This window comes from Tatumella morbirosei (genome assembly GCF_000757425.2).
In the GTDB taxonomy this organism is placed as follows: Bacteria; Pseudomonadota; Gammaproteobacteria; order Enterobacterales; family Enterobacteriaceae; genus Tatumella; species Tatumella morbirosei.
The window spans coordinates 354,702-373,939 of the sequence record NZ_JPKR02000005.1; the positions used below are offsets into that span (position 1 = coordinate 354,702).

Here is a 19,238-nt window from a genome sequence, read left to right on the forward strand (position 1 = left end):
CGGTACATAATTAATTTCCGGCGTATGGCAGACTCTGGCTTAGCCAGGGACCCTGCTTTTCTTTCCCTGCACAACGGAACCTAAACACATGCAATCTCCCCCGGAAGGCGCGAAAAAGCTCCCCGTCTCAGCCCTGCTGGCCCTGGCGATGACCGGATTTATCTGCATCCTGACCGAGACCATCCCGGCAGGGCTATTGCCGCAGATTAGCCAGAGCCTGGCGGTTTCCCCTTCTCTGGCCGGTCAGATGGTCACGGCCTATGCTGCAGGCTCGCTGCTGCTGGCTATCCCGTTGACCTTACTCACCCGTTCATGGCCGGGACGCCGGGTGTTATTACTGACGGTCCTGGGTTTTCTGGTATTTAACAGTCTGACCGCCATTTCCGGTAACGTCACGATGATTATGTTCGCCCGCTTTATGGCCGGAGCCTGTGCCGGCCTGGCATGGAGCCTGCTGGCTGGATTTGCCCGCAGGATAGTCATGCCATCATTACAGGGGCGGGCGCTGGCAATTGCGATGGCTGGCACTCCGGTAGCTCTCTCTCTGGGGGTTCCGGCAGGCACCTGGATGGGTGAGTTGGCTGGCTGGCGGCTGACATTTGCGATAATGTCCGGATTATCACTGCTCCTGACGGGCTGGATAATGCTGTCTGTCCCGAAAGTCGCGGCGGAGTCAGAGTCGCAACAAACCACACTGCGCACTGCTCTTTTGGTACCCGGTGTCCGGCCGGTGCTGGTGGTGGTGTTAGGCTGGATGCTGGCTCATAACATCCTCTATACCTATATTACCCCGTTTATTGCCCCGGCCGGTCTCGCTCCCCGGGTCGATTTGGTACTACTGGTGTTTGGACTGACAGCGCTGGCTGGCATCGTGATGACCGGATATGTGGTTGATCGCTACCTGCGTCAGGCAGTATTACTGTCGGTCGCCGGGTTTGCCCTGGTAGCACTGTTATTTAGCCTGTATGGCACTTCAGCCCCGGCTATTTATGGCGGAACAGCACTGTGGGGCCTGACTTTCGGCGGAGCAGCAACTTTGCTGCAAACAGCCCTGGCCGATGCCTCCGGAAAACATGCTGATGTGGCGTTATCACTCAATGTAGTGACATGGAACAGTGCCATTGCGCTGGGTGGCGTATGTGGCGGGTTGCTGCTCAGACATGGCGGTAGCGAGTCGATCCCACGGGTATTACTCTTGCTGCTGTTAATCACTCTGGGGATTGTATGGCGGGCCGGTAATCATGGATTTCCTGCAGGCAGCAGAGGTAGCAGATAGAAAGTAAACCGGGGCCTACAGGTACGGCCCCGGTTTTTAGCAAATTTCACTGATCGGCGCGACCAGCCACTGTTCATTAAACACCTGTTCCGACAATGCCGGAGAATAAAGATATCCCTGAGCAATATGGATCCCCCTCGCCAGCAGCCAGTCACGTTGTTCTGTCGTTTCAACTCCCTCAGCAATCACATCCAGCTGCATAATATCGGCAATGGAACCCACGATACGTACCATCGTATCATCAGCAGGCAGTCCGGCCACAAAGCTACGGTCCAGTTTCAGGCGACGAACCGGCAGAGAACGAAACTGGTGCAGGTAATGCAGGTTGGAATACCCCATACCAAAATCATCCAGTACCACCGACACGCCGGTTTTTTCAATGGGTCGCAGCAGTTCCATCGCCCGTTCGGTATCATCGATTTTGGCCGTTTCGGTCAGTTCCAGCACGAAACTACCGGGATTAATTTTCAGGTCACTGAGTAAATTCTGCAGATGGCTCACCATCATCGGATCCTGCAATTGTAAGGCCGAAGTATTTACACTGAGTGGCAACATAATTCCGTGAGCCTGCCAGTTCGCCAGAATCCGGCAAGCTTCCTCAAAAACCCAACGTCCAATTTCCGGCATGACACCAATATCTTCGGCCGTGGTGATAAAGTCTTCCGGCAGTGAATATTTTCCGTCATCACGACGGATGCGTAATAATGCCTCTGCTCCCACCAGTTTCCCGCTGTTCATATCGACCTGCGGTTGCAGATAGAGCGCATACTCTTTTTCATGAATCCCCTGCAGGATGTCATGAAATTGTGCCAGCCGGACTTTTGCCCGTTCGGTCATTTGCGGATCAAAAAACAGTATCTGGTTGCCGTTTTCCCGGGTGGCCGACATCATTGCTGAAATCCCATGTTCCAGAAAATCAACAGCGTTCAGATTTTCGGCATGTTGGCTGGCCAGACCAATGCTGACCACAGGACGCAACGGCATATCCTGAAGAGTCAGGGGCTGTGTCAGCTCGTCCATGACAAGTTGGGCCTGCCGCATCAGCAATAAAGGCTGCACACCATGCTCATAAAACATCACAAAATCGGTAGCGGATAGCTGAGCCAGTTGAGAACCTAATCCCAGCGTACGACGCAGTTTATCGGCCAGCAGTCTCTGCAGCAGTTCTTTGTTTTTGGGGCTCAGAATATCGGGAAGTACCGCAATACGCAGCACCATCAGCCCCACAGACTGTCCCTGACCTTTCTGACGCAGATACTGTTCGAGCAGCGCCAGAAAAAGTGTGCGGTTAGGTAACCCGGTAAACCTGAAATGAGTATTCAGACGTTCAACTTCTTCATGTGCTGAATCGGCAATGGCCTGGTTCTGATTGACAGAACGCACCAGCACACCGATTTCATCATCATGGTGGTTTTCCGGCATCATTAATTGCCTGCCCGGATTGTCCTGCAAATCACGGCAAATATTACGCAACGGGTGAATCATCAGACGGTTGATAAACCAGCTGACCGAAACAGATAACACCAGCGCCAGTAACAGGCTGGTAATCACCATGGTCGACAGAGTACTTAGGATAAACTGATACACGCGAACAGAATCCGCTTCCAGCACCAGCCAGGCCAGAGGCTTAGGCAGGCCAGCCGGCTCTGTCGAATAAAGCGGAACGGTTATTCTGACCGGCAACTGAAAAATACGGGCAATCAGCGGCGGAACTTTGTCCGGCTGATTATGCGTAAAATCAATCTGCAAGGCATCCAACTGGTCGGGCAAGCGAATATCCGCATGCCCCAGAATTCCGGCAGGCTTCAACGTATTTAACAGCTGCTGCGCCGCCGGTATATCGGCTTTCAGGACCGCTTCGGACAGCGGTTGACGTATGGTATGAGCAATATTTTCCATTTGCTGCGCATACTCAATCCTGCGCTGTTGCACAAAATGGAATAGCTGTACTGAGATAAAAATACAAATAACCACAATTGCTACGGCGGAGACATTTGCCATCTGCTTAATTGTGAGAGAGCGTTGAACGCGCACAGTAGTCTCCGGACGGATGTCATAAGTATCCAAGTATATCGTAAGACACTATTCACGCTATCAGGTAACTCAGGAAATCGGTAAATTCCTGGCTAAAAGGTGAAACGGCCAGCAAATGACTATCCCCTGCCTCGTACCTGAGGCAGGGAAACGCCCTGCAAGGTTCAGAAAGCGACGGAAGACTCCTGCTGTTCAACCATAAAACAGGCTATCTGATGATCACCATAGGATTTCAGTAACGGCTGGCTTTCAGTACAACATGGCATCCGTTCACGACAACGGGCAGCAAAAGCACATCCGGGAGGTGGATTCAGCGGACTGGGTAATTCACCGGTAAGTTTTATCCGCTGTATTTTGTTTTGCTGGTTGAGACGGGGTGTTGCTGATAACAATGCCTGGGTATAAGGATGACGCGGATGACCAAACACATCCGCTTTACGGCCTTTTTCTACACAGCGCCCGAGATACATGACAATCACTTCATCCGCCAGATGTTCAACCACTGACAGATCATGAGAAATGAAAACATAAGACAATCCCAGTTCCTGCTGTAAGTCCATCATCAGGTTAAGTACCTGAGCACGCACAGAAACATCCAGCGCAGACACTGGCTCATCGGCAATCAGTATTTCCGGGTCCAGCATCAGTCCCCGGGCGATAGCAATTCGTTGCCGTTGCCCACCAGAGAACATATGTGGGTAACGATCATAATGCTCTGCTTTCAACCCCACTTTACTCATCATTTCCATGACTTTCTCTTTCCGCTGCGACTTCGTCAAAGCCGTGTTTATCAATAGCGGTTCTTCAAGAATCTGACTAATTTTTTTACGCGGGTTCAAAGAACCATAGGGGTTCTGAAAAATGATCTGAATTTTTTGTCGGCGTAATTTTTGTGCCTGCGCATCCGGCACCAGCAGATCCTGCCCCTGCCAGAAAAGCTCACCCGCGGTGGGGGTTTCTATCATGGTCAGTAAACGGCCGAGAGTGGATTTACCGCACCCGGACTCGCCCACCACCGCCAGTGTTTGTCCACGCTGTAACGTAAAAGAGACGCCATCAAGAGCTTTAACCAGACGTTCTTTACCAAACAACCCACCGCTCACCGGATAATGCTTTTTCAGCCCATTCGCCTGAAGTAAGGCGGTTCCATTTGACGTCTTATTTATCACAGGCAGGTCTCCCGGCATCATCTAAGGGGAAATGGCATTTCACTTGCCGGCCAGTCATCTCACGTAACTCAGGCTCTTCATTCCGACAAAGCTCAGTGGCATAAGGGCAGCGCGGGTTAAGCAAACAACCGGAAGGGCGGTCATATTTACCGGGTACCACTCCGGGTAAAGATGCCAGCCGGGCTTTATCCGCTGAAAATTCCGGCAGCGAGCGTAACAATGCCTGGGTATAAGGATGACGAGGCGCTGTAAATATATCCTCTGCAGCACCAATTTCGACCACCTGCCCGGCATACATCACAATAATCTGTTTCGCGGATTCAGCCACCAGCGCCAGGTCATGGGTAATCAGGATCAATGCCATATTCTGTTGTTGTTGTAACTCCAGCAACAGTTCAATGATCTGCGCCTGAATGGTGACATCCAAAGCGGTCGTCGGTTCATCAGCAATTAACAGCTTCGGCTGACAGGCAATCGCCATCGCTATCATGACCCGCTGACTCATCCCCCCGGAGAGCTGATGAGGGTAGACATTCAGTCGGGATTCCGGGTCCGGAATCCCGACACTTTCCAGTAATCCGATAGCCCGTTGCCGACGCACCCTGCGACTCCCCCCCTGATGTACCTTAATCGCCTCCATAATCTGGAAACCCACGCTATAACAGGGATTTAAACTGGTCATCGGATCCTGGAAAATCATAGCAACATCCGATCCGACCAGCTGTCGCCTTTGTCTGGAAGATAAGGCCTGCAGATCGGACTGTCCGAAGCTCAGTTTATTTGCAATCACCTTGCCGGGGAAATCAATCAACCCCATAATGGCCAGAGAACTCACGGATTTCCCGGACCCGGACTCTCCGACGATTCCAACCACTTCACCTTGTCCCACCGTATAGCTAATGCGATCGACCGCACGGAACGGAGACTTTTCGTCTCCAAAATGAACCGATAAATTCTCAACACTCAGTAATGTCATTGCGCGGCCTCTTATTGCTTCAGTTTAGGATCAAGGGCATCGCGTAAACCATCACCCACCAGATTAAAAGCCAGTACTGTCAGAAGAATAGTCACCCCCGGAAAGGTAACGACCCACCAGGCACTTTGCGCATATTGCAGTACATCGGATAGCATCGTTCCCCATTCCGGCGTGGGTGGCTGAGCTCCCATTCCTAAAAAACCCAGCGCGGCCATATCCAGAATCGCATTAGAAAAACCGAGTGACGCCTGTACAATCAGCGGAGCAAGGCAATTGGGGAGAATGTTTACAAACATCTGGCGTAACGGCCCCGCACCTGCAACTTTGGATGCCGTGACATAATCACGATGGACTTCTGCCAGTACCGCCGCTCGTGTCAACCGTACATAATGGGGCAGAGCGACAAAGGTCAGAGCCAGTGAAGCATTGATCATTGACGGACCGAAAATAGCCACCAGCACCAGTGCCAGTAACAAACTCGGCAGAGCAAGCATAATATCGACCAGCCTCATAATAACAGCATCCACCACCCCGCCCAGGTAACCTGCCAGCAGCCCGAGAACGATGCCAGACACCAGTGACAGTACCACCACCAGGCAGCCGACCAGTAATGACAGCCGTGCGCCATACATCAGCCGGCTGAGAATATCGCGGCCAACATCATCAGTTCCGAGAATAAAACGCCATTCTCCCCCCTGCTGCCATACCGGAGGGTGAAGTAAAGCATCGCGAAACTGCTCCGTGGGCTGATGAGGCGCAAGAACGCCTGCAAATACCGCCATTAACAACATCAGGGTAATAAATATCAGCCCGACCACCGCTCCGTTATTTCGGCGGAAGTAGTGCCAAAACTCCTGAAACGGCGTCATGGGTTTAGGTGCAGCACTCACACTGCCGGATTCAACAACAGACATGATGCCCCCTTATTTATGATGACGAATACGCGGGTTCACCACGCCGTAGAGAATATCGACAATAAAATTGACCAGTATGATCAATAAGGCCACCAGTAACACGCCCCCCTGAACGACCGGATAATCCCTGCGTTGTAACGCTTCGATGAGCCAACGTCCCAGACCAGGCCAGGAAAAGATGGTTTCAGTCAGGATAGCTCCCGCCAGTAACGTTCCAACCTGCAGTCCGATGACCGTAACGACCGGCAACATGGCATTGCGCAGTGCATGAACGACAATCACCCGCAGCGGCGTCAATCCTTTAGCCCTGGCGGTACGGATATAGTCTTCTCCCAGGACTTCAAGCATCGACGAACGGGTCATTCGTACGATAACTGCCAGAGGAATAGTGCCCAGTACAATGGCCGGAAGGATCATATGCATCACGGCATCTTTAAAATCTCCGGGTTCCCCCCAGAATAAGGTATCAATCAGATCAAAACCGGTCAGCGGGTGACTATCATCAAGGAATACCGTATCGCCAATTCTTCCGGAAACCGGTGTCAGGTTGAGCTTTACCGAAACCAGCATGATCAACATGATCCCCCACCAAAAGACCGGCATCGAGTAACCCGCCAGCGACAGACTGATAGCAGTATGATCGAATACCGAACCCCGTTTAACTGCCGCCAGAACGCCTACCGGGATACCCACCGCTACCGCAAATAACATAGCGCAGATACCCAGTTCCAGTGTGGCTTTAAAGCGGGGGACAAATTCATTCCAGACCGGAATACGACTTTTCAGGGAGACCCCTAAGTCGCCATGCATAATGCCATTGATATAGGTGAGATATTGTTTCCACAAAGGCTGGTCCAAACCAAACTGGGCCAGTAACTGTGCATGTCTTTCGGGGGAGAGCCCCCGCTCTCCTGCCATGATCATCACAGGATCGCCTGGGATCATATGGACAAAAGCAAAAGTCAGCAGGGTAATGCCGATAAATGTCGGGATGACCAGCCCCAGACGTTTCAAAATAAACTGCAGCATAAACAAGTTCTCTTTCATGCCGCCATCCCAAAAGATGGCGATCATTGCTCACAACCCATCGCAGGGTGACCGCAATAGCGCAAAATACGCCACTAAAAATGAAGCACCCCGGCAGTTTCACTCTCCCGGGGTGTTGATATTTGCTGTTATTGTTGAATATCGACGTTATCGAAATGGTGTTTACCTAACGGATCAACCACATATCCGGTCACTTTTTTGCTCACTGGCTCGTAGACTGTAGAGTGAGCAATAATCAGTGCCGGAGCCTGATCATGCATAATCACCTGCGCCTGCTGGTAGTAAGCAATACGTTTGTCATGGTCAGCTTCTGACCTTGCGGGCTGTATTTGATCCTCGAAAGGTTTATAACACCAGCGGGAATAGTTGGAACCATCTTTAGCAGCAGCACAACTGAACAATGTGGCAAAGAAGTTATCCGGATCGCCATTGTCTCCGGTCCAGCCCATCATTACCGTCTGGTGTTCCCCGGCTTTGGCTCTTTTCAGATATTCACCCCACTCATAACTGACGATATTGGCTTTCACGCCAATTTTTGCCCAGTCAGCCTGGATCATCTCTGCCATTCGGCGGGCATTAGGGTTGTACGGCCGTTGTACCGGCATCGCCCACAGATCGATGGTAAATCCATCCGGCATTCCGGCTTCCTTCAGCAAGGCTTTAGCCTGAGCGGGGTCATAAGGATAATCTTTGATCTGACTGTTATAGCTCCACATAGTCGGTGGAATAAGGTTTTTGGCTGCCTGACCCGCCCCCTGATAAACCGCATCAATAATGGCCTGTTTGTTCACTGCCATCGTCAGCGCCTGGCGAACTCTGACATCATCCAGTGGCTTTTTCTGCGTGTTAAACGCCAGATAGCCCACATTCAGACCTGGCTGTTCCATCAGAGTGATATTCGGATCTTTTTTCATGCTGGCAATATCAGCGGGATTAGGATAAGGCATGACCTGGCATTCACCCTTCTGCATTTTGGCATAACGCACAGAGGCATCCGGGGTAATAGAGAATACCAGCCGGTCAATCTTCGGTTTAGGGCCCCAGTATGTCGGATTAGCTTTATACAGAATCCGTGAGTCTTTCTGATACTGCAGTAACTGGAAGGGCCCTGTTCCCACCGGATTCAGATCCACTTTTTCCGGTGTCCCAGCCTTCAGCATATTATCTGCATACTCTTTTGACAGAATCGATGCGAAGTCCATGCCAAGGTCTGCGATAAAAGGCGCCTCAGGGCGGCTGAGGGTAAAGCGGACAGTATCATCATCCACTTTTTCGATTTTAGTAATGAGTTTAGGCATATCCATGCCTTCAAAATACTCATAGCTGCCACCGGAAACGTTGTGATAGGCATTGTTTTTATCCAACTGACGCTCAAAAGAAAACACCACATCATCAGCATTGAAGTCGCGGGTAGGTTTAAAATCTTTAGAGCTCTGCCATTTAACACCTTTGCGCAAATGGAAGGTATACACCTTACCGTCACTGCTCACATCCCAGCTTTCGGCCAGTCCGGGTTGTAACTCCGTAGTCCCGGTTTTGAACTCAACCAGCCGGTTATAGATGGGGACCGAACTCGCATCATAGGTAGTACCCGAAGTGAATAATTGCGGGTTAAATCCCTCCGGAGATCCTTCAGAACAATAGACCAATGTTTTTGCGTGTACAGCAGCAGAAAGCATCAATGTCAGTAATGTTAAACCCGTCGTCAGTGCGCTTTTGCCGGACCGGAATTTGCTCATCTTCGTTGCTCCGTTAAGATGTGATGTGTGTTATTTACTTTTTGTTATTCGTTATTTTGTCAGCAGATTTTCTTATAACAGACGTAACACGCCATAAAACCTCGGATAAAAACGCTAACTCAGGTCAAATAGCGGGATAATCTGCTAAATCGATCTTCTGGTATCTCCCAATTTGTCAACAGATGTGATCAGCTGTCAATAACCGGCAAGCGTTTTTCTTAGCATTACGCTAAAATTCATTAAAATATTTCACCAGATAAAATGACCATAACCACTAAAATTAACAATAATTAATCAATTATCTGGTTCATATCACCATATAGTGATAATAAATTAGTTAATAAAACTATTTAAAAAAGAAGAGAAAAAACAAGTTTTATGCAATCTTCATTTACTATAATTCACTGATTATTCATTTATTCGGATTGTAAATTGATCAGAAGCCTAAGCGGATAATCTAAAAACCATTTATGGCATAAGAAAAATGTTTGACTAAAATTAAGTGCGGAAAGGGTTATTCTACTGCACGAACTTTATACAGTATTAAAGCCGGGAAAACTGTCGGGGAGAGACGGCAACAGGAACGATAAAGAAAAGAATATCCTGGACACCTCACTGGCAGGGCGTGAAGAAAAGCTCAAACCTCCTTCGGAGGTTCTCATCCTCTTTAAACTCCGGACGTAAAAAAACCCGCTGGAAGCGGGTTTCTTAAAATTGGTCGGCGAGAGAGGATGATTCCCCTGCGGGCCGTTGCGAACGCAACGTTGTCTCGCTTCGCTCGGCTCAAACCTCCTTCGGAGGTTCTCATCCTCTTTAAACTTCGGACGTAAAAAAACCCGCGAAAAGCGGGTTTCTTTGAAAATGGTCGGCGAGAGAGGATTCGAACCTCCGACCCACTGGTCCCAAACCAGTTGCGCTACCAAGCTGCGCTACTCGCCGATGGGGGCGAATATTACTGCCGCACTCAGACAGCGTCAACCGCTTTTTAGCAAATCAGCCGCTGATTGACTAAAAAGCAGCCTTCAGCCGCACCATTTATTATCAGCACATATGAACTCAGGACTATCTGACTGATTTATCAACGGATGACTGGCGGCACCAGTTATTCTTCGGATTAATGCCACCATCCGGTGACGTGTATCCCAGGCAACCCAGCAACGAGTCATATAACTCCCGGTGATGGAGAATAATACCGTCTTTCGCCTGTTGCTGAAGTAATGTAAACCTCTGACGGTTAGCATCATCCACCAGATACTTGTCAGAAGCCCACACCAGCACAGGTACACGAAATTGCTCAGCGGGTGCCATCTCACGGGGGGTTCCATGGAAATGCGTATTGCTACTGATTGACTCCCCATGATCTGCAACATAAAACACGATAGCCTTCTTATCCCGTAGCTGACTCAGTACCCCTTCGAGCATAAAGTCTACATAACGTATTGAATTATCGAATGAATTAATCAACTGCTCTTTTGAACAAGAATCATCGACACCGAGGCATTCGGGCTTATATACGGCAAAACTCCGTGGATATCGTTGCGAATAGAGATAATGAGAACCTTTAGTATGCAGTATCACCAGATGATGTCCCTGTGGGTGTCCCTGCAAGGATTGCTGTAATTTCGGAAGCAATAGCAAATCATCTACCGGCTTACCATTATTAACCGGCTCAGAACCTATCTGCTCGCGGAAAGCCATATTATCGACATCGGTCAGCCCATAGAACCAGATTTCACTTTGCATGGCATACAGATCGGAGCTAAACCCCAGTTTCTTCATCACCGCGAATACATTTTGTTCTTTTAAGGTTCTGCCCGGGTCATTAGCGGCCCCTCCTTCGCGGACAAACATACAACGTAATGACAGCTTGGTCGCGGTATCACAGGATTCACCTTTAAAAGCCACCAGATTTTTTTCTTTCGACAGAAGTGGTGTGGTATTCCTTTGATAGCCTAACAGTCCCATGTGATCCCAACGGGTCGTCTCCCCGATAACAAAGACAACATAGGTATCATCAATACCTTTCGGGGCCTGGTAGGTAAAATGGCGGGCTGGATCGAACAGATCATCGCCGGATAACTCTTCATCCAGTTTTGACCAGCCAAACAATCCGGTAGCAGTCAACCAGTTCACCGGAAGATAAGAGTGCGCCACCATTCCGCCATAGCTGGGGAGATCAACATTGGTTTGATGTTCACGGTGCTTGTACTGTTGATCCAGCAAACGTAACGGCAGCCATACCAATGCAATACAGACCACCAGTCCCGCCAGTGCCCGAAAACATTGCCTGCGGCTGGTCACTTGTGCTAATAAATTTCCTTCCAGCCGGCCGTACCATATTAACCACAGTGGTCCGGCACTGGCCAGAACCAGCCACAGATAAAAATAATATCCCACCACCTCTTTCGAAAGGTCAGTATCCGTCGTGAGTACCGAGGCAATAATCCCGTAACCGATAACTACATTAAAGACCATCATGTAATATGCCGACGCCACGGAAATCACCACCACCAGTGAAGCAGAGATCCGGAAAAACAACTTACCACCCAACGATAACATCCGAAAAATAACAAAACTGGTGAGTAGCGCAGCGACTATTTCGGCTGCCGCAGATGACCATTTCAGCCAGTGGCCGTCTGACCATAACCATAGCCCCTGAAATCTGCGATTAAAAACCGACCAGTTAAGTAATAGTCCGATATACACTGCCAATATCCAGCAGAGTTGGCTATTCGTTAACAATTTGATTTTATTCATTATTAAATTCCGGAATATCGGACGTGAGAAAATATATTTAACTCAGAGTCCGAATCCCTCCCGGAGTTCGACATAACTTTAAATATTATGAAATATACGGAATATTCCGGAATACACTAAAAATTAAATAAAATTAATATTATCCATTCGTCTGATACTAAAAACTATTATTCTCCACTTGCTGAATCTGTTGCCGGCATTCTATAGTCAGATTCTAAATAATGGCCTGGAGAGGACCTATGCATTATTCACTGGAAGAAAAAGCAAAGTTGTTTGCCCGCCAGGTTCACCATCAGGCAGATCAAAAACGCAAATACAGCAATGCTCCCTATATTGTACATCCCCAGGCAGTCGCCGAACTGATTCGTCATACAGGAGCTGATGAGGCAATGCTGGCAGCGGCCTGGCTGCATGATACTCTGGAAGATACCCCGACCACTTTTGGCCAGTTACAGCAGCTGTTCGGCCAGGAAGTCGCGGTTCTGGTAGAAATGCTCACCAACCCTCAGACTTCCGAAAATGACACCCGGCTACAAAAAAAACAACGCCATCTGCAGCACACAGCCAAAGCCTGCGCCAAAGCACAAACCATAAAACTGGCAGATATCATTGATAACACAAAAGATATTGTCGATAACGATCCGGAATTTGCCCCAGTGTATCTGGTAGAAAAGCAGATACAGATAGAGTTACTGCGCGACGGAGATCCGGGGCTCTGGCAACAGGCCGAGGCACAGATAAGCCACGCCATTGCGCGGTTATGCCAGCCCCCCTACAATATGCCCGCCAGTTGGTTTACACATCAGGCAGAAAAATATCTGTCCGGCCCGCTGACCGGTTGATAAGACAGAAAGATGATATGCCGCACTTTTTCTGCCTAATTCCCCGTTGGCGGGAGCTGCGCTTTGCACTATCCTTGTGGTCTCTCTGCCTGTAAATATTACAGGTCGTCGAATAACAGGAGTCCGTTCCTTATGGCGTCAGGCATTTTACGTGTTGCGAAGCAGTCCGGAATACTGCTGGCCACAGTGATTATGGTTTTCCAGCTTGCAGGCTGCGGTGATAAAGAAGCCGGGCAAAGCAAGGCATTCAGTGATTTTCTGCAAAATACAGTCATGCGCAGTGGTTCACAGCTACCCACGCTGAGTGAAAATCAGAAAAAAAACTTCGGCAATTTTGCCGGCGATTATGCCATCCTTTATGGTTTTTCTCAGCAGCTAAACAAGGCGATTAACGACGGTATCCGTCCGGTCACCGATGAATTATCGGCAATTAAAGTGCCTGCCGACTATCAGTCACACCGTGACACCCTGCGTCAGGCTGCAGGAGCCCTGAATGTAGTCACTCAGCAGGTACAAAATGCCCGCAATCTGGCCGACAGCAGTAAGTCATCACTGAAGTTACCTGCCGACCTACAAAAAACCTATGATGCCGCCTATGCAAAAGTAGTCACTCAGCCGGCTAATAGTGTGCTGCCATTACTGCCACAACTGCAGGCCCTTAGCCGCTCCGTTATCGATACCGGTGATTTCCTGCAGGCACAAAACAACAGCGTGAGTTTTGCTAACAACAATGTTCAGTTTGCAACCCAGGACCAGGTGAAACAGTACAACACACTGGTCGCAGACATCGCCAGTGCAGCCCCGGTATTGGTTCAGCTAAAAACCGCCATCAGCAACGTTCAGTAATACTGCCAGCTCCCCGCTATCGCGGGGACTATCTTTTTTCTGTCCCCGAATAGTGAGTTTTTTCTGATAATAAACAACCAGAAATTACCCGGATGATTATCCAAATTTCCCGGGGTTTATTATTAATCATTCTGTACACTCACCGGTTTACCTTATATTTTATCTTAGTCTTAACAAAAAGAGCGTTTTCCGGAATTTAAACAGAGGGTTAGTCACCTCTGTCGGCAGATAAAAGGCTGTTAATTAATTTATAAGCGTAATAAAATCCTTCGCGGTAATCTATCAGCTTACACAATAATTTTCTTTGGTATGACGACAGCGGAATATGTGGTCACCAGAGACAGATCTATTTTATAAAAAATAAAGGCACAATAAAAAGTGAAAAAAGAAATACCAGTGATTCTCTGTGGGATATTATGCATGGCCCCGGCTCTGGCGAGCGATCAATCACAAAGTAACGGTTTTATTGCCGACAGCCATTTCGATGTTCTGTTACGTAATGCTTATATTAACCGTCACTATAAAGCTCAGGGAGTCCGTGATCGTGACGAATGGGGCCAGGCCCTTATCGCTAACTGGCAATCGGGTTATACCCAGGGGGTTGTGGGTTTTGGTTTTGATGCTATTGGTCAGTATGCGGTGCGTCTGGATGGTGGTCGCGGCAGAAGCGGTGCGGGCGGTATCGATTTCTTTAAACAGGGCCATGATGGTAAAGCAAAATCTGATTTGGCAAAATTTGGCGCAACAGCAAAAATGCGCATTTCTGATACCGTCATCAGCTACGGTACTCAACGCCCCGAGCTGCCGGTAGTCTCTGCCGATAATTCACGCCTGCTGGCAGAAACCTTCACCGGAGCGATGATCACCTCCAAAGAGATCCGTGGGCTGGAAGTGAATGCCGGTTATCTGACCGATGAACAACGTAAAAGTGATGACCGGCATAACAGTGGCCTGAAAAGTCTGTCATTCGGAGGGGCCAGCTACCAGTTTAACGATCAGTTCAGTGGCTCGTTTTACGCGTCGAACGTCAAACAAACGCTTAGCAAGCAGTATCTGGGTCTGAGTTATAAACAACCGCTGGCAGCCGAACAATCTCTGGCAGTCAATTTCAATGGTTATAATTCCCGCTTAACAAAGAAATATGCCAGCCAGCTTGATACCGGACGTAGTAACACTATCTGGAGCCTGGCGGCAAATTATACCTGGTGGGTTCATACCTTTAAACTGGCTTATCAACAGAGCGACGGTAGTACCGGTTACCAGTATGGTGGATACCGCGATCAGGGCGGCGTCGGTGACGGTGGCAACAGTATCTGGCTGGACAACTCCTACTGGTCAGACTTTAATGGCAAAGGGGAGCGCTCCTGGCAGGCTGCCTATGGCATCGACTTTGCAGGTCTGGGGATCCCGGGACTGGCCTACAACATCGCCTATGTTCGTGGTGACAATATTAAAACCAGCCAGACCAGCAATGGCCATGAACATGAACTGTTTAATCAGATCCAGTACACCGTGCAGAGCGGCGCAGCAAAAAATCTGACACTGAAACTGCGTTACTCCATTCTGCGTGTATCCGGAGATGCTGCTGACTACAACACCAGCGGTAACGAGATCCGTGTGTTTGCAGAATACCCGTTCAGCTTCTTCTGAGTCGGACTTCGCCCCTTTACGCAATTCGGCGCAAAGGGGCCATACTCCCGACGTCCATGCTAAGCTATGACATCATATCCAGCCGACAGACGGTTCTGGTTAAGTCCTCTGGAATTTTGGTGTATCCTTGCCCGCTGATTAACAGGAGTCAACAATGAAAGAACAAGAAAAAGCTGAGATTAAACGTCTGAGCGATCTGCTGGATGCACTTAACCACAAGTCACAGGCACTGATTACAGCCGGTGATATGGAAAAGCTGGGGGAAATTCAGCAGGAAATGCAGACGCTGGAAACTGAAATTACCCGTCTGCGTAATGTCCGTGAGCAGAAACTTAGCACTGAGGCTCAGAAACTGGAAAAACTGCCCTTCCGTCGAACCATCACGAAGAAAGAGCAGGCAAATCTGGGTGCACTGAAAAAAACCGTCCGTGGGATTGTCATTGTCCACCCGATGACTGCACTCGGCCGTGAAATGGGTCTGAATGAAGTCACCGGTTTTGCTAAAAAAGCCTTCTGATCTGCCACTCAACTGCTACCCGTGGGGTATAGCCAGCGCGTCGTTAAACTGCTGATGCAGTTCGCTGAGCAACTGATAACGACGCCGGTATTCTGCCCGTTTTTTACTGGCGATCTCTTCCAGAGGTTTACGTAGCACCTGCAAAGGTAAATCGTAATTCCCATAACTGTTTTGCCAGCCCCCCAGGCTTTCCCAGAATTCACTGTAGCTGGCAAAGAACTTATCCTGCTTGCTGTAGCGATAACGCAGGCTGCGAAATACATGGCTCTTTTCGCTGACAGCCTGAATACCTTCAATTTTTCCAGCCGCCGATAACCAGAAAATCACATCCATCAACAATCTTTTCGGAAACACACCAAAACTGGCGCGGGTAGCCTGACGGATAATATCAGGGGATACTTCGCTGCCAGGCCCCTGTAAACCACCAATAAACAGGACTTTTTTACCGTTCAGTTGGATCACTGAAAACGTCATCATCGCCACGACCTGCTGCTGGTAGTAGAGACATAACATGACCTCACCTTCCCGATCAAACCTGGCAGGACCACAGGTCAGAGAAAAGTGTTGATCATCCTGAGTTGTCCATTGCAACATCGGGGTGGCCGACGGCTGAGTCAACCATTGACGTAAGCGTGGGTTTTCCAGCCCCGACAGTAACTGATAGTGGCTGACAATAGCCTCTGCACGTTGCCGGACACCTAATCCGGCACTCAGATAAGGGCGATGTATTTTCGCTGGTAGCAATCCCTGCCGCTCAAGCAGCGACGGAAATAACTCCAGAGTGGTCAGAGAATTCAGATAATGGTAGCTGACCGCGGGATAACAGCAGCAGCGCAGCAGAAATTTAAGGCTGAAGGATTTGCTCCTCCAGGCTTTATCCGGGCGATACTTGCCACTGATCACTGACCAGAGTAGTGAGATGTTATTTTTTTTCAGTGAGTCATTAATAAGTTCAGACATAACAATGCCAGGGGTCCGGAATCAATCCACCTGAGACTAACGCAAGCAAATTCAACGAAAGTACAATCAGGAACAGGCATCAGCCAACACCAGGCAAAATATGAGTGACGTTTACCTTGTGTTTATTTTTCGTAAGGAGTGATGGCATTTCATTAACAGACAGTCTGTTTACGGTAAGGCAGGAAGTGGTGATTAACACCTTTCAAACAGGAAAAAACAACCTGAGTTTTACTCAGCCGGATAAATGCAGCACAAAAAAAACCGGCAGCACGCAGGCTACCGGTATCAGTGGCTAACGGTAAGATAACCGTCAGAAACGCGTCAGATTATTTTGCTGAAGCAAAACGCGCTGCAGCTTCATCCCAGTTAACAACGTTCCAGAACGCTTTGATGTAGTCAGGACGTTTGTTCTGGAATTTCAGGTAATAAGCGTGCTCCCACACATCCAGACCCAGGATAGGGAAACCGGAAACACCGGCGACAGCTTCACCCATCAGCGGGCTGTCCTGGTTAGCAGTAGAAACGACCGCCAGTTTGTCACCTTTTTTCACCAGCCACGCCCAGCCGGAACCAAAGCGGGTTGCAGCCGCTTTTTCAAATTCTTCTTTGAATTTGTCTACGCTGCCAAAATCTTTCTCGATGGCGGCTTTCAGGTCACCCTGCAGGGTAGTCCCGGTTTTCAGGCCTTTCCAGAACAGGCTGTGGTTAGCGTGACCACCGGCATTGTTACGCAGCGCGGTTTTTTTATCTGCCGGAACCTGATCCAGTTTAGTGATCAGTTCTTCTACCGGCAGAGCAGCGAATTCAGTACCTTCCAGCGCTGCATTGGCATTATTAACATAAGTCTGGTGATGTTTGGTGTGATGGATTTCCATCGTTTCCTTATCGAAATGCGGCTCCAGCGCGTCATAAGCGTAAGGCAGGGATGGTAGTGAATAACTCATGTTCAACCTCTCCATTCTAATGTAAGGACAGCACATCCGAAGGGACGTACTGCATAAGCACTGGCTTATATTATAGTTAAATAATTGATCGGGAAAAGGAGAATCAGTGCATTATGGTCACTAAGGAATTGTTTTCCGGTAAAAAAAAACTGCTGAAATAGCACAATTTCAGCAGTTTCTCAGAACTATGCTACCTGTCAGCGGCCAAGTTCAGTCAGTGACTTGTCCAGTGCTCCCACCAGCCAGTCAATGTCGGCTACCTGAAATGCCAGTGGCGGACGCAGTTTCAGCACATTTCCGTAAGGCCCGGCGACAGACGTCAGTACATGATGCTCACGCAATTTTTCTATCAGGTTAAGTGCCAGTGTTTTATCCGGGCTCTTGCTGTGACGATCTTCTACCAGCTCGAAGCCAATAAACAGCCCGGCACCGCGAACATCCCCAATACATTCGTGTCTGTCCATCAGCTTACGCAGTTCAGCCAGCAGCTGTGCCCCTACCACACGGCTGTGTTCCTGTAATCCCTCTTCCTCAATCACCCGTAACACTGCCTGTGCGGCTGCCATCGCCACCGGATTTCCGCCGAAAGTATTAAAGTAAGGAATATCATCACTGAATGCTGCCAGAACATCACTTTTCGCCAGCAACCCGGAGACCGGAATACCGTTACCCATCGGTTTGCCGGTGGTAATAATGTCCGGCACTACACCATGACGGCCAAAGCCCCAGAATGCATCACCGGTACGGGCAAAACCTGGCTGAACTTCATCGGCAATAAAGATTCCACCGTTTTTGTGTACCACATCGACTGCCTGTTGCAGGAAACCACGCGGATTAGGTAACACACCATCCGAAGAAAAAATCGAGTCTGCCAGAAAACCGGCAAATTTGATCCCGTGAGCTGCCATATCATCAATCTGTTTCTGAATTTCGGCCGCAAACCAGGCGCCAAGGTCAGGGGCATCGACACGATAATCATCCGGGGGAGATACCAACCGGGTGGTTGCCGCCAGTGGCTGACCACTGCCCAGCGCCGGCGATGCCCCGGAGGTGAGGTCACTGGTTCCATGATAGGCTTCTTTGGTCACTATAATACCGGTACCGCCGCTAAAGGAGCGGGCAACACGAATAGCCAGGTCATTAGCCTCTGAACCGGTGCACATATACATCGCTTTATTAATTTCTGCCGGCGCCGTGGCCAGCAGAGCCTCGCTGTAATCGAGGATAGCTTCATGCAAATATCGGGTATGAGTATTCAGCATCTTCATCTGCTGAGTGACCGCTTCAATCACGGCCGGATGACAATGGCCAATACTGGCAACGTTATTATACACATCAAGGTATTTATCCCCGGCGGCATCCCACAGATACTGGCCCTCACCACGCACCAGGTGTACGGGTTTACGATAAAACAGGCGATAAGAGTCACCCAGCACTTTACTGCGTTTGTCGGTCAGATGACGGGTATCCGCATCCAGTGAGGCGGCATGTTCCGCCCGAAAGCTGTTGGTATCCATGATGGTAGAACGAGTGACCATAATTACTCCTGTCGCAATAATCAGTGGGA

The 19,238-nt window shown here is 49.3% G+C and carries 15 protein-coding genes, 1 tRNA gene and 1 other RNA gene; 5 read left to right on the forward strand and 12 right to left on the reverse strand.

All coding sequences use genetic code 11. From position 1 onward, the window contains the following. Window positions 1-88 precede the first annotated feature (88 nt). Window positions 89-1,276 (forward strand): MFS transporter, encoded by a 1,188-nt coding sequence (locus HA49_RS17170; protein WP_038015479.1) that lies wholly within the window; start codon window positions 89-91, stop codon window positions 1,274-1,276. Window positions 1,277-1,312: 36 nt separating this feature from the next. Here the strand turns inward: HA49_RS17170 and hmsP are convergent, their stop codons facing one another. From hmsP to eptB, 9 genes are all read right to left on the reverse strand, one after another. Further along, complete coding sequence (hmsP, locus tag HA49_RS17175) at window positions 1,313-3,310, reverse strand: biofilm formation regulator HmsP (protein ID WP_038015482.1); 1,998 nt, start codon at window positions 3,308-3,310, stop codon at window positions 1,313-1,315. A gap of 164 nt (window positions 3,311-3,474) precedes the next feature. Further along, window positions 3,475-4,497: a peptide ABC transporter ATP-binding protein gene (locus HA49_RS17180; RefSeq protein WP_046791897.1), complete on the reverse strand. Its 1,023-nt coding sequence runs from the start codon at window positions 4,495-4,497 to the stop codon at window positions 3,475-3,477. After that, window positions 4,469-5,455 carry a dipeptide ABC transporter ATP-binding protein gene (gene dppD, locus HA49_RS17185; protein WP_038015485.1) on the reverse strand — a complete coding sequence of 329 codons (987 nt, stop codon included), beginning with the start codon at window positions 5,453-5,455 and terminating at the stop codon, window positions 4,469-4,471. The genes HA49_RS17180 and dppD overlap by 29 nt, the downstream gene beginning before the upstream one ends. A gap of 11 nt (window positions 5,456-5,466) precedes the next feature. Next, window positions 5,467-6,369 carry a dipeptide ABC transporter permease DppC gene (gene dppC, locus HA49_RS17190; RefSeq protein ID WP_038015488.1) on the reverse strand — a complete coding sequence of 301 codons (903 nt, stop codon included), beginning with the start codon at window positions 6,367-6,369 and terminating at the stop codon, window positions 5,467-5,469. A gap of 9 nt (window positions 6,370-6,378) precedes the next feature. Further along, window positions 6,379-7,398: a dipeptide ABC transporter permease DppB gene (dppB, locus tag HA49_RS17195; RefSeq protein ID WP_038015772.1), complete on the reverse strand. Its 1,020-nt coding sequence runs from the start codon at window positions 7,396-7,398 to the stop codon at window positions 6,379-6,381. Window positions 7,399-7,544: 146 nt separating this feature from the next. Next, on the reverse strand, window positions 7,545-9,155 hold the full coding sequence (dppA, locus tag HA49_RS17200) for a dipeptide ABC transporter periplasmic-binding protein DppA (RefSeq protein ID WP_046791898.1): 1,611 nt from the start codon (window positions 9,153-9,155) through the stop codon (window positions 7,545-7,547). Window positions 9,156-9,870: 715 nt separating this feature from the next. Further along, window positions 9,871-9,984, reverse strand: a non-coding RNA gene (locus HA49_RS21050) — RtT sRNA. A gap of 33 nt (window positions 9,985-10,017) precedes the next feature. Next, window positions 10,018-10,094: transfer RNA gene (locus tag HA49_RS17205), tRNA-Pro, on the reverse strand. Window positions 10,095-10,217: 123 nt separating this feature from the next. Next, a complete protein-coding gene (gene eptB, locus HA49_RS17210; protein ID WP_038015491.1) occupies window positions 10,218-11,912 on the reverse strand; it encodes a kdo(2)-lipid A phosphoethanolamine 7''-transferase in 1,695 nt (564 codons plus the stop codon). A 239-nt stretch (window positions 11,913-12,151) separates the two neighbouring features. Here eptB and HA49_RS17215 point away from each other — a divergent pair, with 239 nt between their 5' ends. From HA49_RS17215 to HA49_RS17230, 4 genes are all read left to right on the forward strand, one after another. Then, window positions 12,152-12,754, forward strand: a complete 603-nt coding sequence (locus HA49_RS17215) for an HD domain-containing protein (protein ID WP_038015494.1) — start codon at window positions 12,152-12,154, stop codon at window positions 12,752-12,754. Window positions 12,755-12,886: 132 nt separating this feature from the next. Beyond that, window positions 12,887-13,600, forward strand: coding sequence for a DUF3053 domain-containing protein (locus tag HA49_RS17220; RefSeq protein WP_038015497.1), 714 nt, complete (start codon window positions 12,887-12,889; stop codon window positions 13,598-13,600). 378 nt (window positions 13,601-13,978) lie between these two features. Beyond that, window positions 13,979-15,250 carry an OprD family outer membrane porin gene (locus HA49_RS17225; protein ID WP_038015500.1) on the forward strand — a complete coding sequence of 424 codons (1,272 nt, stop codon included), beginning with the start codon at window positions 13,979-13,981 and terminating at the stop codon, window positions 15,248-15,250. A 154-nt stretch (window positions 15,251-15,404) separates the two neighbouring features. Next, the gene (locus HA49_RS17230; RefSeq protein ID WP_038015501.1) at window positions 15,405-15,767 is read left to right on the forward strand and encodes a YibL family ribosome-associated protein; all 363 of its coding nucleotides are present in this window, start codon (window positions 15,405-15,407) and stop codon (window positions 15,765-15,767) included. A 15-nt stretch (window positions 15,768-15,782) separates the two neighbouring features. On the opposite strand, the gene HA49_RS17235 is transcribed toward HA49_RS17230, so the two are convergent. The 3 genes from HA49_RS17235 to HA49_RS17250 all read right to left on the reverse strand — a co-directional run bounded on the left by HA49_RS17235 (window position 15,783) and on the right by HA49_RS17250 (window position 19,209). After that, window positions 15,783-16,727 (reverse strand): VirK/YbjX family protein, encoded by a 945-nt coding sequence (locus HA49_RS17235; protein WP_038015505.1) that lies wholly within the window; start codon window positions 16,725-16,727, stop codon window positions 15,783-15,785. Window positions 16,728-17,053: 326 nt separating this feature from the next. Further along, a complete protein-coding gene (gene sodA / locus HA49_RS17245; protein ID WP_038015511.1) occupies window positions 17,054-17,671 on the reverse strand; it encodes a superoxide dismutase [Mn] in 618 nt (205 codons plus the stop codon). Between the two features lie 197 nt (window positions 17,672-17,868). Beyond that, window positions 17,869-19,209: an aspartate aminotransferase family protein gene (locus HA49_RS17250; RefSeq protein ID WP_038015513.1), complete on the reverse strand. Its 1,341-nt coding sequence runs from the start codon at window positions 19,207-19,209 to the stop codon at window positions 17,869-17,871. Window positions 19,210-19,238 lie beyond the last annotated feature (29 nt).

Coding starts and splice junctions, on each gene's coding strand:
- sodA (WP_038015511.1), bottom strand. CDS start 17,671: ATGAGTTATTCACTACCATCCCTGCCTTACGCTTATGACGCGCTGGAG.
- HA49_RS17215 (WP_038015494.1), top strand. CDS start 12,152: ATGCATTATTCACTGGAAGAAAAAGCAAAGTTGTTTGCCCGCCAGGTT.
- HA49_RS17170 (WP_038015479.1), top strand. CDS start 89: ATGCAATCTCCCCCGGAAGGCGCGAAAAAGCTCCCCGTCTCAGCCCTG.
- eptB (WP_038015491.1), bottom strand. CDS start 11,912: ATGAATAAAATCAAATTGTTAACGAATAGCCAACTCTGCTGGATATTG.
- HA49_RS17230 (WP_038015501.1), top strand. CDS start 15,405: ATGAAAGAACAAGAAAAAGCTGAGATTAAACGTCTGAGCGATCTGCTG.
- HA49_RS17180 (WP_046791897.1), bottom strand. CDS start 4,497: ATGCCGGGAGACCTGCCTGTGATAAATAAGACGTCAAATGGAACCGCC.
- HA49_RS17250 (WP_038015513.1), bottom strand. CDS start 19,209: ATGGTCACTCGTTCTACCATCATGGATACCAACAGCTTTCGGGCGGAA.
- HA49_RS17220 (WP_038015497.1), top strand. CDS start 12,887: ATGGCGTCAGGCATTTTACGTGTTGCGAAGCAGTCCGGAATACTGCTG.
- dppB (WP_038015772.1), bottom strand. CDS start 7,398: ATGCTGCAGTTTATTTTGAAACGTCTGGGGCTGGTCATCCCGACATTT.
- dppC (WP_038015488.1), bottom strand. CDS start 6,369: ATGTCTGTTGTTGAATCCGGCAGTGTGAGTGCTGCACCTAAACCCATG.
- dppD (WP_038015485.1), bottom strand. CDS start 5,455: ATGACATTACTGAGTGTTGAGAATTTATCGGTTCATTTTGGAGACGAA.
- dppA (WP_046791898.1), bottom strand. CDS start 9,155: ATGAGCAAATTCCGGTCCGGCAAAAGCGCACTGACGACGGGTTTAACA.
- HA49_RS17235 (WP_038015505.1), bottom strand. CDS start 16,727: ATGTCTGAACTTATTAATGACTCACTGAAAAAAAATAACATCTCACTA.